The organism is Streptomyces sp. NPDC051822 (genome assembly GCF_044452745.1).
In the GTDB taxonomy this organism is placed as follows: Bacteria; Actinomycetota; Actinomycetes; order Streptomycetales; family Streptomycetaceae; genus Streptomyces.
In genome coordinates this window covers 131619-146538 of the sequence record NZ_JBITBZ010000004.1, presented here as the reverse complement: position 1 = coordinate 146538, position 14920 = coordinate 131619, and the positions used below count along the sequence as shown (strand labels likewise).

Annotated in this window: 11 protein-coding genes; 10 read left to right on the top strand and 1 reads right to left on the bottom strand. The window is 69.0% G+C overall.

Annotation, left to right across the window (positions count from 1 at the left end; translation table 11 throughout):
- Nucleotides 1-51: 51 nt before the first annotated feature.
- Entirely contained in the window at nucleotides 52-981 is a 930-nt protein-coding gene (locus ACIA8N_RS15690) for a VCBS repeat-containing protein (protein WP_365780601.1), read from the bottom strand.
- Between the two features lie 529 nt (nucleotides 982-1510).
- Between ACIA8N_RS15690 and ngcE the strand changes: the two genes are divergently transcribed.
- The 10 genes from ngcE to ACIA8N_RS15640 all read left to right on the top strand — a co-directional run bounded on the left by ngcE (nucleotide 1511) and on the right by ACIA8N_RS15640 (nucleotide 14864).
- Nucleotides 1511-2956: an N-acetylglucosamine/diacetylchitobiose ABC transporter substrate-binding protein gene (gene ngcE / locus ACIA8N_RS15685; protein ID WP_365780602.1), complete on the top strand. Its 1446-nt coding sequence runs from the start codon at nucleotides 1511-1513 to the stop codon at nucleotides 2954-2956.
- 101 nt (nucleotides 2957-3057) lie between these two features.
- Nucleotides 3058-3987 (top strand): sugar ABC transporter permease, encoded by a 930-nt coding sequence (locus tag ACIA8N_RS15680; RefSeq protein WP_365780603.1) that lies wholly within the window; start codon nucleotides 3058-3060, stop codon nucleotides 3985-3987.
- On the top strand, nucleotides 3987-4925 hold the full coding sequence (locus tag ACIA8N_RS15675) for a carbohydrate ABC transporter permease (protein WP_365780604.1): 939 nt from the start codon (nucleotides 3987-3989) through the stop codon (nucleotides 4923-4925). Before ACIA8N_RS15680 ends, ACIA8N_RS15675 begins: the two co-directional genes overlap by 1 nt.
- A 160-nt stretch (nucleotides 4926-5085) precedes the next feature.
- Nucleotides 5086-6306 carry an ROK family transcriptional regulator gene (locus ACIA8N_RS15670; protein ID WP_365780605.1) on the top strand — a complete coding sequence of 407 codons (1221 nt, stop codon included), beginning with the start codon at nucleotides 5086-5088 and terminating at the stop codon, nucleotides 6304-6306.
- Nucleotides 6307-6428: 122 nt separating this feature from the next.
- Nucleotides 6429-7493 (top strand): substrate-binding domain-containing protein, encoded by a 1065-nt coding sequence (locus ACIA8N_RS15665; protein WP_365780606.1) that lies wholly within the window; start codon nucleotides 6429-6431, stop codon nucleotides 7491-7493.
- A 321-nt stretch (nucleotides 7494-7814) separates the two neighbouring features.
- Nucleotides 7815-8594, top strand: coding sequence for an ATP-binding cassette domain-containing protein (locus tag ACIA8N_RS15660; protein ID WP_030146842.1), 780 nt, complete (start codon nucleotides 7815-7817; stop codon nucleotides 8592-8594).
- On the top strand, nucleotides 8591-9895 hold the full coding sequence (locus ACIA8N_RS15655; protein ID WP_365780607.1) for a sugar ABC transporter permease: 1305 nt from the start codon (nucleotides 8591-8593) through the stop codon (nucleotides 9893-9895). Before ACIA8N_RS15660 ends, ACIA8N_RS15655 begins: the two co-directional genes overlap by 4 nt.
- A 231-nt stretch (nucleotides 9896-10126) precedes the next feature.
- A complete protein-coding gene (gene dxs, locus ACIA8N_RS15650; protein WP_365780608.1) occupies nucleotides 10127-12046 on the top strand; it encodes a 1-deoxy-D-xylulose-5-phosphate synthase in 1920 nt (639 codons plus the stop codon).
- Nucleotides 12047-12203: 157 nt separating this feature from the next.
- Nucleotides 12204-13682 carry an amino acid permease gene (locus ACIA8N_RS15645; RefSeq protein ID WP_365780716.1) on the top strand — a complete coding sequence of 493 codons (1479 nt, stop codon included), beginning with the start codon at nucleotides 12204-12206 and terminating at the stop codon, nucleotides 13680-13682.
- Between the two features lie 99 nt (nucleotides 13683-13781).
- A complete protein-coding gene (locus ACIA8N_RS15640; protein WP_365780609.1) occupies nucleotides 13782-14864 on the top strand; it encodes a hypothetical protein in 1083 nt (360 codons plus the stop codon).
- Nucleotides 14865-14920 lie beyond the last annotated feature (56 nt).

The following is a 14920-nucleotide window of genomic DNA, read 5'->3' as shown; positions in this document are numbered from 1 at the left end:
GGAGCGGGGCCCTTTCGTACGTCACACGACCGTCCGAGGACGGGACGTGGATCAGAACATGAGGCGGTAGGTGTTCCAGCCGCTGGTGCCGATCACGGCGGCCGGCTTGAACGGGGCGGCGGCGTTGCCGGTGCCCGAGTAGCGGTAGAGCTTGCCCGACGTGTCACGGGCGAGCAGGTCGCTGCGGCCGTCCCAGTCGAGGTCGCCGATGCCGACGAGGGCGTTGAAGATGCCCCAGCCGCCACCGATCTTGGTGGGGCTGGTGAACGGCGCCTTGTAGTCGCCCGTGCCCTTGTACAGCCGCAGGACGCCCGAGCCGTCGCGCGCGACGATGTCGGCCTTGCCGTCACCGCTCAGGTCGCCGACGCCGGCGATCTGATTGTAGGCGTTCCAGCCACCGCCCACCTTGTAGCGGCTGGTGACCTTGCCGTTGCCGTAGCCGAGGTAGATCCACAGCACGCCGGCCGAGTCGCGGGCGATGAGGTCCGCACCCGCGCCGCCGCCGAGCTGACCGGGCGAGATCACCTTGTTGTACATGTTCCAGCCGCTGCCGACGGTGGTGAACGCGGAGCTCCCCGACTCCTCCGCGTTGTACGCCATGGTTCCGTCGGTGTACCAGATCCAGGTGTCGTCGGCGATGCCGTCGACGTCGTTGTCGGCCTGCTGCGCGTTCTTGACGCTGCCCCAGGTGTCCGTGGCGTGGTTGCGCGCCTCGAAGCCGCCGGAGCCGTTCGGCTCGTACCAGTAGAGCGAGGAGCCGGAGACACCGTTGAGGAAGCGGAGCTCGCCGTCGACCGAGGCGGCCGTCGTGCCGGCGTCGGCGGTGACCGAGGCGGTGGCGGAGGGCTTCGCGGCGCGCGGGGCGACCGGCGCCTCGGCCGCCACGGCGGCGGTGGTGGTGCCCACGAGGGCGGCCGTTATCGCAGCGACCGTGACACGGGACAGGACGCCCGTGCGGTTCAGGCCAGAAGAGTTGGCCACGTAGTACTCCAGATTCGAGAGGAAAACAGTCAGACCCCGCGTCGGTCCGTCCGTGAGGACGGAGACGGCGGGACACCCATGATCCCGGATCGTCCTTACGGAATCTTCACCGGACGGCGGGTTTGTGACACAACTGTTTCGATCCCGGCCTTATGTACCTTTTGCTCCTCACTCTCCTCTGGCGGCGCGGCCGGACCGCGCGCCATCACCCCGGTACGGGTTCGCCTGAGGCGCTGTCAAGGGTGTTACACGGCCAATGGTTGGACGAAACGCCGCAGATCCAGCGTGCTTATCCCGGAGGTCTCAACTCGGGAAAGATGGCAGCCAAAACCTGCTTTCGATCTTGCTCCCACGAAGGGAAGTGGACTATACCTGTCGGCGTCCAGCCAGTCGTATCCATCACACGACGGCCCGACGCCTGCACGACCCGGCTGCAAATGACCGCGGTGGCGGGGCCCTTCGCCTGTGGCGAGTGAGTACGGGCGACCGGTACACCGCCTGAGTCCTGAATGAAGGCGAGGACTTGAGCATGGGATCCACCTCCGCACACGACAATGAGGGCCTTGGCCGTCGCGATCTGATCAAGCGTTCTGCCGCTATCGGTCTGATCTCCGTACCGACGATGGGCTTCCTCTCCGCCTGTGCCAGCAGTGACAGCGGCGGCAACGGAGCGGTCGAGAAGGGCACGAAGTCCGAAAAGAACCCGCTCGCGGTGAACGAGTCGGCACCGCTCGATTTCGTCCTCTTCGACGGTGGATTCGGACAGCAGTACGCCAAGGACGCGGTCAAGATCTACGAGACCAATTTCCCCAAGGCGAAGGTCAAGTTCACCCCCACCCAGAAGATCACCACCACGCTCCAGCCGCGCTTCAACGGCGGCAACCCGCCGGACCTCATCGACAACTCCGGCGCCGAGCAGATGGACATGGGTGTCCTCGTCGGCCAGAAGCAGCTGGCGGACCTCACCCCGCTCCTCGACGCGCCCTCCATCGACGACCCGAGCAAGAAGGTCCGCGACACCCTGCGGCCCGGCATCGTCGAGATGGGCCAGTTCGACGGCGACCCGGTGTGGATCATGTACTACGCCTACACGATCTACGGCGTCTGGTACTCGCAGAAGCTTCTCGACTCGCTCGACGCGAAGTACCCCGAGACGTGGGACGAGATGCTGGCCGTCTGCGAGAAGGCCAAGAAGAAGGGCATCGCGGGCTGGACGTACGCCGGCAAGCACCCGTACTACGTCCCCTTCTCGCTCTACCCGATGATCGGCAAGGTCGGCGGCCGCGAGGTCCTGGACGCCATCGACAACCTCGAGCCCAAGGCGTGGGAGCACCCCGCGGTCAAGGCCTGCTTCGAGGCGTACTACGAGCTGGTCAGGAAGGGCTACATCCTCAAGGGCACGCCCGGCCTCGACCACATCCAGTCGCAGACCGCCTGGACCGAGGGCAAGGCGCTGTTCATCCCGAACGGCTCCTGGGTCGAGAACGAGGCCGCGAAGACCATGCCGGCCGACTTCGACCTGGCCGTCTCGGCCCCGACCGGCATCGACTCCTCGGACAAGATGCCGTTCGGCACCATCTGGGCCTCCGGTGGCGAGCCCTTCATCGTCCCGGCGAAGGCGACGAACCCGGCGGGCGGCATGGAGCAGCTGCGCATCATGCTCAGCGAGGCGTCCTCCAAGAACTTCACCCAGTCGGTGAAGTCCCTGACGGCCCTCAACGGCGGCACGGACGGCATCGACCTGACCCCCGGCCTCAAGTCCGGTGTCGCGGCTCTGGAGAAGGCCGGCCAGAACGTGGTCAACCCGCGCCTCCAGGACTGGTACGTCGCCCTCCAGAAGGAGAAGATCGGTGTCGCCGGCATCGGCGAGATGATGGCCGGCCGCGCGACCCCGGCCGAGACGATCAAGAAGATCCAGAAGTACGCCGACGAGGCGGCCAAGGACTCCTCGATCAAGCACTACAAGCACCAGTGAGCAGTGCCGGGGCCCCTTCCCGCCGACCGGGAGCGGGCCCCGGGCCCTTCGCGCGCCACAGCAGCGGCGCGCCTCCGCGGGAAGATCGGGGTCGGTAGGAAATGCAACACGGCAAGTACCGTTTCATCGTGGGGTTCCTGGCGGCCCCCCTCGCGCTCTACGCGCTGTTCGTCATCTGGCCGTTCATCCAGTCCATCTATTACTCGTTCACGGACTGGACGGGACTGAGCCCCGAATTCGGAATGGTCGGATTCGACAACTACAGCAGGATGCTGGACGACGAGATCTTCTGGAAGTCGCTCCAGCACAGTCTGACCTTCGCGGTGGTGCTGCCGCTGGTGACCGTCGGACTCGCGCTGTTCTTCGCTTTCATGCTGAACGTCGGCGGTCGGCGCCGCAGGGGCGCGGCCATCGCCGGTGTGCGCGGTTCGTCCTTCTACAAGATCGTCTATTTCTTCCCGCAGGTGCTGTCGATCGCGATCGTGGCGCTGCTCTTCCAGTTCGCGTACAACCCGAACAGCGGAGCGATCAATTCCGTTTTGAAGGGTGTCGGTCTCGACAGCGTCCAGCCGGACTGGCTCGGCGATCCGGACCTCGCCCTCATCTGTGTGATGGTCGTCCTCGTCTGGTCCACCGTGGGATTCTTCGTCGTCCTCTTCTCGGCCGGCATGGCGTCCATTCCGCGGGACTTCTACGAGGCGGCCCTGCTCGACGGCGCGAACCGCTTCACCACCTTCTTCAAGATCACCCTGCCGCTGCTCTGGGACACCGTGCAGTCGGGCTGGATCTACATGGGCATCCTCGCGCTCGGCGCGGAGTCCTTCGCCGTCGTCCAGATCATGACCGTCGGCCCCAGTGGCGGGGGGCCCGACTACTCGACCATCGTCCTCCCCCTGTACGTGTACCAGAAGGCGTTCCGGGACGGTCAGGCCGCCTACGCCACGACCATCGGCGTCGCGCTCCTCTTCCTCACGCTGGCCTTCGCGGCCGTCGTGATGAAGGTCGGCCGGCGCGAGCGGCTGGAGTTCTGATGAAGACGACCGACACTGCCCCCACCGGCGTCGAGACCCCCGGCTCCCCGGGCGGCCCGGGCTCCGCCGTCACCAAGACGGCGCCGCCCGCGCCCCGGAAGACCGCCAAGGCCGAGGGCGCGGCCCTCAACGTCTTCTCGCACGGCGTCCTGATCATCTGGGCGATCATGGTCGTGACGCCGCTGCTCTGGGCGGTCATGACCTCGTTCAAGACCGACCGGGCGATCTTCACCTCCCCGTGGGCGCTGCCGGACAGGCTGCACTTCGAGAACTGGTCGCGCGCCTGGACCGAGGCGCACATGAGCGACTACTTCCTGAACACCATCCTGGTGGTCGGCGGATCGCTCTTCGGGACCCTGCTCCTCGGCTCGATGGCGGCCTACGTCCTGGCCCGCTTCGACTTCCCGGGCAGCCGCTTCATCTACTTCCTCTTCATCGGCGGGATGAGCTTCCCGATCATCCTGGCGCTCGTGCCGCTGTTCTACGTGATGCAGAACATGGCCCTGCTCAACACGCTGCACGGCCTGATCCTCGTCTACATCGCGTACTCGCTGCCGTTCACCGTCTTCTTCCTCACCGCCTTCTTCCGCACCCTCCCGTCCTCGGTGGCGGAAGCGGCCTTCGTGGACGGCGCCTCGCACACCAGGACCTTCTTCCAGGTCATGCTGCCGATGGCCAAGCCCGGCCTCATCAGCGTCGGCATCTTCAACTTCCTCGGCCAGTGGAACCAGTACCTGCTGCCGACCGTGCTCAACACCGAGCCGGAGGGGAAGGTGCTCTCCCAGGGCCTCGTCCAGCTCGCCGTCAGCCAGGGCTACAAGGGCGACTGGTCCGGGCTCTTCGCCGGACTCGTCATGGCGATGCTCCCGGTCCTCGCCGCGTACATCATCTTCCAGCGGCAGGTGGTGGCCGGTCTGACCGCCGGCGCCGTGAAGTAGCCGCGACCCCCTCCGAAGGGCCCCTGACGCACCACGCGTCGGGGGCCCTTCGTGTCGTGTGACCCGTACCCACCGCCACTCAAGGTCTTGACGGGAGACGAGCCGAAAGCGTCCCCTTAGGGTTCACATGTTGGAGAAAACGGTGGGAGTGAGTGAGTCGATGGAGACTCCGGGGTCGCAGACGTCTCTGCACAGGGCCAATCTCGAACGGGTCGTCCGGGCGGTGCGCATGGCCGGCTCGCTCACCCAGGCGGAGATCGCCCGGGCGACGGGCCTGTCCGCCGCCACGGTCTCCAACATCGTGAGAGAGCTGAAGGACGGCGGCACCGTCGACGTCACACCCACCTCCGCCGGGGGCCGCAGGGCCCGCAGCGTCTCGCTCTCCGGCGACGCCGGCATCGTGATCGGCGTCGACTTCGGCCACACCCACCTCAGGGTCGCCGTCGGCAACCTCGCCCACCAGGTGCTCGCGGAGGAGGCCGAGCCGCTGGACGTGGACGCCTCCGCCGCCGAGGGCTTCGACAGGGCCGAACAGCTGGTCAAACGCCTGATCCGGGCCACCGGGATCGGCCAGGACAAGGTGATCGGCATCGGGCTCGGCGTGCCGGGCCCCATCGACGTCTCCTCCGGGACCCTGGGATCGACCTCGATCCTGCCGGGCTGGAGCGGGATCAACCCCGCGGAGGAGCTGTCCGGCCGCCTCGGCGTCCCCGTGCACGTCGACAACGACGCCAACCTCGGCGCGCTCGGCGAGCTGGTCTGGGGCAGCGGGCGGGGCGTCAAGGACCTGGCGTACATCAAGGTGGCCAGCGGCGTCGGCGCCGGTCTCGTCATCGACGGGCGGGTCTACCGGGGGCCCGGCGGCACGGCCGGCGAGATCGGGCACATCACGCTCGACGAGTCGGGCCCGGTCTGCCGCTGCGGCAACCGGGGCTGCCTGGAGACGTTCACCGCCGCGCGGTACGTGCTGCCGCTGCTCCAGCCCAGCCACGGCCCCGATCTGACGATGGAGCGGGTGGTCCAGCTGGCCCGGGAGGGCGACCCCGGCTGCCGCCGGGTCATCGCCGACGTCGGCCGGCACATCGGCAGCGGCATCGCCAACCTCTGCAACCTCCTGAACCCCAGCCGGGTGGTGCTCGGCGGCGACCTCGCGGAGGCCGGCGAGCTGGTCCTGGCGCCCATCAGGGACTCCGTCTCGCGGTATGCGATCCCCAGCGCCGCCCGGCAGCTCTCGCTGACCCAGGGGGCCCTCGGCGGGCGGGCCGAAGTGCTCGGCGCGCTCGCCCTCGCGCTGAACGAAATGGGTGATTCGACGCTTTTCCAGAGTCCTGAGAGCGTGCTGCCCATGGCGGCTCCGGCATCACGCCTTGCGTTCACTTAGATAACGAACACCACCGTTGTCATCTCGTTAAGAATTTACTTCTTGACGTCAACGTTTCGGCCGAGTTGACTTCGTGCAACCTCGGCCGCAACGTCGCGGCCTCGTCAGGGAGGCAACCCCACATGAACGCAGTGACGCGTCGCGCCGTCATAGCCACGGCCGCGGTCTCGATGGCCCTCTCGCTCGCCGCCTGCGGCCAGGCCGGCGGCGACGACAGCGCAGACAAGGGCAGCTCGACCAAGATCGGTCTGCTCCTTCCGGAGAACAAGACCGCGCGCTACGAGACCCTGGACAAGCCCCAGTTCGAAAAGGCCGTCAAGGCGGCCTGCGGCGACTGCGAGGTCGTCTACAACAACGCGGTCTCCGACGTCGTCAAGCAGAAGCAGCAGTTCGACCAGCTGATCGCCGACGGCGTCAAGGTCATCGCGCTCGGCTCGGTCGACGCCACCAAGGCCGAGGGCTGGGTCACGGAGGCCAAGGCCAAGGGCGTCAAGGTCGTCGCGTACGACCGTGCCGTCAAGGGCGCCGACGCCTACGTCAGCCACGACAACAACAAGGTCGGCGAGCTCCAGGGCCAGGCGCTCCTCGCCGCCCTCGGCGACAAGGCCGCCGCCGCCAACGTCGTCATGATCAACGGCGACGAGAAGGACCCGAACGCCGGTCTCTTCAAGAAGGGCGCCCACACCGCCCTGGACGGCAAGGTCGGCAAGATCGCCTACGAGGCCTCGGGCGAGTGGGACCCGAAGATCGCCGGCGAGAAGATGTCCGCCGCGATCTCGTCGGTCGGCAAGGACAAGATCGGCGCGGTCTACTCCGCCAACGACGGCATGGCCGGCGGCATCATCACCTCCCTCGAGAACGCCGGCATCAAGGGCATCCCGGTGGGCGGCCAGGACGCCGAGGTCGCGGGCATCCAGCGGATCATCGCCGGTTCGCAGACCTTCACCATCTACAAGTCCCCGCTCCAGCTGGCCCCCGAGGCCGCCAAGTTCGCGGTGAACCTGCTCCAGGGCAAGGAGCTCGGCGCCCAGGGCAACACCGACGGCGTGCCGTCCACGCTCTTCGCCCCGGTCGTGGTCGACAAGGCCAACATCCAGACCACGGTCATCAAGGACGGCATCTACAAGGCCGCCGACCTCTGCACCGCGGACCTCGCCGCCAAGTGCACCGAGCTGGGCATCAAGTAACCCTGCCCCACCCCGCCGGGCCCCCTCAGGGGGCCCGGCCCACGGATCCCGCCGCCGACCGCGTACGCGGACGGGCAGCCCCCTCGGACGGGGCCGCCCCGGGGCCGCCGCCACGGCCCGCGTACAGAGGGTGAAGACCCCCGGTAACAACGGCCGGCGAACGACGACCGGATCCGTCCCCTTCCAGCCCGTCCGGCCCCCGGCCGACCCAGACCCCGCTGTCGGTCCGGGGGCCGGACGAGCTCACCCCCCCTCGAACTTTGGCGCTGCACCGGCGGCGCGACATGCCGCCGCCCGCGGGCGGCGAAGGAGTTGGTTCACGTGTCCCAGACGCCCGTGCTGGCGTTGCGCGGGATCTTCAAGCGGTTCGGAGCGGTTCAGGTCCTCTCCGGTGTCGATCTCGAAGTCCACGCAGGAGAGGTCGTCGCACTCGTCGGCGACAACGGAGCGGGCAAGTCCACGCTCGTCAAGACGATCGCCGGTGTGCACCCCATCGACGAGGGCGCCATCGAGTGGGAGGGCGAGCGGGTCGAGATCAACCGCCCGCAGGACTCCCAGAGCCTCGGTGTCGCGACCGTCTACCAGGACCTCGCGCTCTGCGACAACCTCGACGTCGTCGCCAACCTGTTCCTCGGCCGCGAGATCAAGAAGGGCAGCGTCCTCGACGAGGTCGCCATGGAGAAGCGGGCCAAGGACCTCCTCTCCACGCTCTCCATCCGCATCCCCAGCGTCCGCATCCCCGTCGCCGCCCTCTCCGGCGGCCAGCGGCAGGTCGTCGCCATCGCGCGCGCCCTGGTCGGCAACCCCAAGATCGTGATCCTGGACGAGCCCACCGCCGCCCTCGGCGTCGAGCAGACCGCGCAGGTCCTCGACCTGGTCGAGCGGCTGCGCGAGCAGGGCCTCGGCGTCATCCTCATCAGCCACAACATGGCCGATGTGAAGGCCGTCGCCGACACCGTCGCGGTGCTGCGCCTCGGCCGCAACAACGGCACCTTCCCGGTCGCCACCACCACGCACGAAGAGATCATCGCCGCGATCACCGGTGCCACGGACAACGCCGTGACCCGCCGCCAGGCCCGCAACGCGGAGGTAGCGAAGTGAGCAACACCCCTTCCACCGCGAGCGACCAGGCCGCCGTGCCCGACCCGCGTACGAGCGAGGAGGCGCCGGCCGCCGCCGCCGCGATCCCCGCCGTCGACCCCCGCCTCCTCGTGCGCGAGCAGGGCTTCAAGGGCTACGTCGACGAGTTCAAGCGCAAGATCCGCTCCGGCGAGATCGGCTCGCTGCCCGTCGTCGTCGGCCTCGTCGTCATCGGCATCGTCTTCCAGGCCCTCACCGGCAACTTCATCACCTCGTACAACCTCGACCAGATCACGCTGTACGCGGTCGGCCCCGGCATCATGGCCGTCGGCATCGTCTTCGTGCTGCTGCTCGGCGAGATCGACCTCGCCGTCGGCTCCGTGGCGGGTCTGGCCGGCTCGGTCTGGGGCGTCCTCGCCACCGACATGCCGGACTCCCTCGCCATCCTCCTCGGCATCCTGTCCGGCACCCTGCTCGGCGCCTTCCACGGCCTGGTCTTCGCCAAGATCGGCGTGCCCGCCTTCGTCGTCACCCTCGCCGGCTTCCTCGGCTGGGCCGGTCTGCAGACCTGGGTGATGGGCGAGCGGTCCACCATCCCCACCCCGATCGGCAGCTTCGTCGGCGACCTCACCAAGTACTACTTCTCCGACGTCGCCGCCGCCTACGGCCTCGCCGTGGCCGTCGTCGCCGCCTTCTACCTCGCCCAGCTGCGCGACGCGCGCCGCCGCAAGGCCGCCGAACTGCCGCACCGCCCGCAGAGCGAGATCATCCTGCGCACCGCCGTCCTCGCGGTCCTGGTCCTCGTCGCCGCGTACGGCTTCAACCAGGAGCAGGGCCTGCCCCTCTCCCTGGTGATCTTCCTGGTGATCCTGCTCGTCACCGACTTCGTGCTGCGCCGCACCACCTACGGCCGTCAGGTCTTCGCGGTCGGCGGCGGCATCGAGGCCGCCCGCCGCGCGGGCATCAACGTCTCGTGGATCCGGATCTCGGTGTTCATGATCTCCGGCACCATGGGCGCCATCGGCGGCCTCTTCCTCGCCTCCGCGACCGGCGGCGCCGACCGCTCCCTCGGCGGCGGCAACCAGCTGATGATGTGCATCGCGGCGGCGGTCATCGGCGGTACGTCCCTGTTCGGCGGACGCGGCAAGGTCTGGTCGGCGCTCCTCGGCATCCTGGTCATCCAGTCGATCGTCCAGGGCCTCAACCAGATGAACCTGTCCTCGAACGCCATCCAGTACATGATCACCGGAGCCGTGCTGCTCATCGCGGTGATCATCGACTCGGTCTCCCGCAAGACGCAGAAGACGGCCGGACGCGCCTAGCCTGCTCCACGCGCGCGCGTAACGCCCGCCACACCGCCCGGCGCCGTGAAACCGGCGCCGGGCACTGCTGCGTCCGGAGCAGTGTCCGGGCCGTACAGAGCCGTACAGATCAGCGGTGTGTAGGCCGTGCGGGTGACGCCTCACCCACCGGCCCGATGCCCACGATCCAAGACGGAACATTAGACTCGACAAATCGGCAAGCTCGACCAGCTCAAACGCAAGGAGGAACGGGTGGCTCTGCTGACCCGTATCAGGGGACCGCGAGATCTGGACCGGCTCTCCCCGGAACAGCTGGACCAGCTGGCCGACGAGATCAGGACGTTCCTCGTGGACGCCGTCTCCAAGACCGGCGGGCACCTCGGACCCAACCTCGGTGTGGTCGAGCTGACCATCGCCCTGCACCGGGTGTTCGACTCCCCGAAGGACAAGGTCCTCTGGGACACCGGCCACCAGAGCTACGTCCACAAGCTCCTCACCGGACGCCAGGACTTCTCGAAGCTCAAGATGAAGGGCGGCCTCTCGGGCTACCCCTCGCAGGCCGAGTCCGAGCACGACGTCATCGAGAACTCGCACGCCTCCACGGTCCTCGGCTGGGCCGACGGCCTCGCCAAGGCCAACGAGGTCCTGAAGAAGGACGACCACGTCGTCGCCGTCATCGGCGACGGGGCGCTCACCGGCGGCATGGCCTGGGAGGCGCTGAACAACATCGCCGCCGCCAAGGACCGCCCGCTCGTCATCGTCGTCAACGACAACGAGCGCTCCTACGCGCCCACCATCGGCGGCCTCGCCAACCACCTGGCGACCCTGCGCACCACCGACGGCTACGAGCGCTTCCTCGCCCGCGGCAAGGACATCCTGGAGCGCACCCCCGTCGTCGGGAAGCCGCTCTACGAGACCCTGCACGGCGCCAAGAAGGGCCTCAAGGACTTCATCGCCCCGCAGGGCATGTTCGAGGACCTCGGCCTCAAGTACGTCGGCCCCATCGACGGCCACGACATCGAGGCCCTGGAGTCCGCCCTCACGCGCGCCAAGCGCTTCGGCGGCCCCGTGATCGTCCACTGCCTCACCGAGAAGGGCCGCGGCTACCAGCCCGCCCTCCAGGACGAGGCCGACCGCTTCCACGCCGTCGGCAAGATCCACCCCGACACCGGCCTGCCCATCTCCTCCTCCGGCGCCGACTGGACCTCGGTCTTCGGCGAGGAGATGGTGAAGCTCGGCAAGGAGCGCGAGGACATCGTCGCGATCACCGCGGCCATGCTCCAGCCCGTCGGCCTCGACAAGTTCGCCAAGGCCTTCCCCGAGCGGGTGTACGACGTCGGCATCGCCGAGCAGCACGCCGCCGTCTCGGCCGCCGGCCTCGCCACCGGTGGAGTGCACCCCGTCTTCGCCGTCTACGCGACCTTCCTCAACCGCGCCTTCGACCAGGTCCTCATGGACGTGGCCCTGCACAAGTGCGGGGTCACCTTCGTCCTGGACCGGGCCGGCGTCACCGGCACCGACGGCGCCTCCCACAACGGCATGTGGGACATGTCGATCCTCCAGGTCGTGCCCGGTCTGCGGCTCGCCGCGCCGCGCGACGCCGACCAGGTCCGCGCCCAGCTGCGCGAGGCCGTCGAGGTCACCGACGCCCCGACCGTGGTCCGCTTCTCCAAGGGCGCGGTCGGCCCGGCCGTCCCCGCCCTGCGCAGGGTCGGCGGCATGGACGTGCTCCGCGAGCCCGGCTCCGACCGGCCGGACGTCCTCCTGGTCTCCGTGGGCGCCCTCGCGCCCATGTGCCTGGAGATCGCGAACCTCCTCGACAACCACGGCATCTCCACCACCGTCGTCGACCCCCGCTGGGTCAAGCCCGTCGACGAGGCCCTCGCCCCGCTCGCCGAGCGCCACCGGGTCGTCGTCACCGTCGAGGACAACAGCCGCGTCGGCGGCGTCGGCTCGGCCGTCGCCCAGGCGCTGCGCGACGCCGGCGTCGACGTGCCGCTGCGTGACTTCGGCATCCCGCCGCGCTTCCTCGACCACGCCTCGCGCGCCGAGGTCATGGCCGAGATCGGGCTGACCGCACCGGACATCGCCCGCCAGGTCACCGGTCTGGTCTCACGCCTCGACGGAAGGTTCGAGAGCAGCGCGCAGGCCGTGGAGCCCGCCCGCGACTGACGGTTCACCGTCACCCGGCGTCACCCTTGGGCCGGTCGGCTCACTCTTCGGAGTGCCGACCGGCCCTTTCGCGTGCATCCTGTCGACAGGGCGGGCAGCCCTATGCCAGGGAGGTACGACGGTGAGCACGGACCAGCAGCCACGGGCGAACTCCGGTTTGTTCCGCACCAAGACGGTCGAGCAGTCGATCCGCGACACGGAGGAACCAGAGCACGCGCTCAAGAAATCCTTGTCCGCCTGGGATCTGACGGTCTTCGGCGTCGGTGTCATCATCGGCACCGGCATCTTCGTCCTGACGGGCAAGGTCGCCAAGGAGAACGCGGGCCCGGCCACCGCCCTCGCGTTCGTCGCGGCGGGCATCGTCTGCGCCCTCGCCGCCCTGTGCTACGCCGAGTTCGCCTCGACGGTGCCGGTGGCGGGATCGGCGTACACCTTCGCGTACGCCTCGATCGGCGAGCTGCCGGCCTGGATCATCGGCTGGGACCTCGTCCTGGAGTTCGCCCTCGGTACGGCGGTGGTGGCCGTCGGCTGGTCCGGCTACGTCCGCTCGCTGATGGACAACGTCGACTGGCATCTACCCGCGGCGCTGCAAGGCCCGGACGCGCCGGGCGGCACGTTCGACATCCTGGCCTTCCTCCTCGTCCTGGTGCTGACCGTCGTCCTCGTCCTCGGCATGAAGCTCTCCGCCAGGATCACCGCGGTCGTCGTGGCCATCAAGGTGACCGTGGTCATGATCGTGATCGTCGCGGGCCTGTTCTTCATCGTCGGCGACAACTACAAGCCCTTCATCCCGCCGGCCGTCACCCCCGAGGGCGGCGGCTCAAGTTGGGACTCCCCGCTGGTCCAGACGATCTTCGGCTACGAGCCGACCAACTTCGGCGTCATGGGCATCTTCACCGCCGCCTCGGTCGTCTTCTTCGCCTTCATCGGCTTCGACGTGGTCGCCACCGCGGCCGAGGAGACCAAGCTGCCGCAGAGGGACATGCCCCGCGGAATCCTGGGCTCGCTCCTCATCTGCACCGTGCTCTACGTGGCCGTCGCGCTGGTCGTCACCGGCATGCAGCACTACAGCGAGCTGTCCGTGAGCGCCCCGCTCGCCGACGCCTTCAAAGCCGCCGGACACCCGTTCTACGCGGGCGTGATCAGCTTCGGCGCCGCCGTCGGCCTCACCACGGTCTGTCTCATCCTGCTCCTCGGCCAGACCCGGGTGTTCTTCGCGATGAGCCGCGACGGCCTGCTGCCGCGCTTCTTCTCCGTCACCCACCCGCGCTACAAGACCCCGTACCGGCCCACCATCCTGCTCGGTGTGGTCATCGCCGTCGTCGCCGGCTTCACCAGCATCAACGAGCTCGCGACCCTGGTGAACATCGGTACGCTCTTCGCCTTCGTCGTGGTCGCCGTCGGCGTCATGGTGCTCCGCAAGTCCCGCCCCGACCTGCCGCGCGCCTTCCGCACCCCATGGGTGCCGGTGCTGCCGATCCTCTCCATCGCCGCCTCGTTCTGGCTGATGCTGAACCTGCCCGGCGAGACCTGGTTCCGGTTCGCCGTGTGGATGCTGATCGGCGTCGTCGTGTACTTCCTGTACGGGCGCGGTCACAGCCGGCTCGGGCGGGAGGGCCAGGAGGCCCGCTACTGAGCGGACGATCCCGCAGCCGCGGAAAGGGCTCTCGGGCAGGGCGACTACAGTCGTTTCGTACCCGAACTCCTTCCGACGACCGGAGTGCTGGATCCCCCCATGGCGAATCGATCCCAGGCCCCCACTGACCGTTCTCCCGGCTCCACCACCGCCCCCGTGCTCCAGGGCGGCTGGCTGACCAGAGGGGTGGAGGGCCGGTTCAGCGCCTATCTCCCCAGGGACGGAGAGGTGGTGCGCTGGACCGAGGAGCCCGACGGCCGCTGGAGCGGGCCCGTCTCGCTCGGCGGCGACGGTCTGACGCCGTTCCTCGCGGTCGGCCAGGGCGCCGACCGCTATGTCCACCTCGTCGGCCTGCGGCCGTCGAAGGGCGGAGAGGGACACGTCGAGCTGGTCCACAGCGTTCAGTTCCAGACGGGCCGCCCGGCCGTGGCCTGGCGGCCGATCGGGCACTCGAACGGCAAGGGGCCCTGGACCGGCAACCCCGCCGTCACGGTGGACGCCCAGGGCCGCGCGTACGTCTTCATGCGCAACGGCGGCGGCGGGCTGAGCGTACGGGCGCAGAAGGACGCCGGCGGCTGGCACCCCTGGTGGGACCTGCACGGCTGGGGCACCGACCCCTCCCCGGTCGCCGTCTGCAACGGCGAGGGGCGTGTCGAACTCCTCACGGCGACCGACAAGGGCCTGCTGCGCTACGTCCAGGAGGAGTCGGGGGGCCGCCCGGTCCGCAAGGACGTCCTGCCCGCCGAGGTGACCTTCGGCACCCTCGCGGCGGTCACCGGCCCCTCCGGGCACGTGACCCTGTTCTACGTCGACAAGGCGGGCCAGGTCCGCGCCTGGTCGCAGGGCCGCGACCTGGAGCCGACGGCCCTCGGCGAGGCCGTCGGCACCGGACGCCTCGCCGCCACCCGCTGTCTCATCGACGGCTTCGACTGCACGGTCCTGGCCCAGCAGTCCGCCGACGGCCGGCTCGCCCTCGCCGCCTACCCCAGCGAGCAGGAGGCCGAGGGCATCGAGTGGTCGGAGACCGGGGACGCGCAGGGCGACCTCGACACCGTCCTCACGCGGGGACTCGACGGGCGTCTCGTCGTGATGTCCCGGCTCGGCGGCGGCTCGCTGCTCACCACCCGTCAGAAGGCGGCGGCGGACGGCCTTCTTCTGGAGGGCTGGCGCTCCATAGGGTGACGCTCGCCCCGTGACACGACGAACGGCCCCGGCACCTGGAGAAGGTGCCGGGGCCG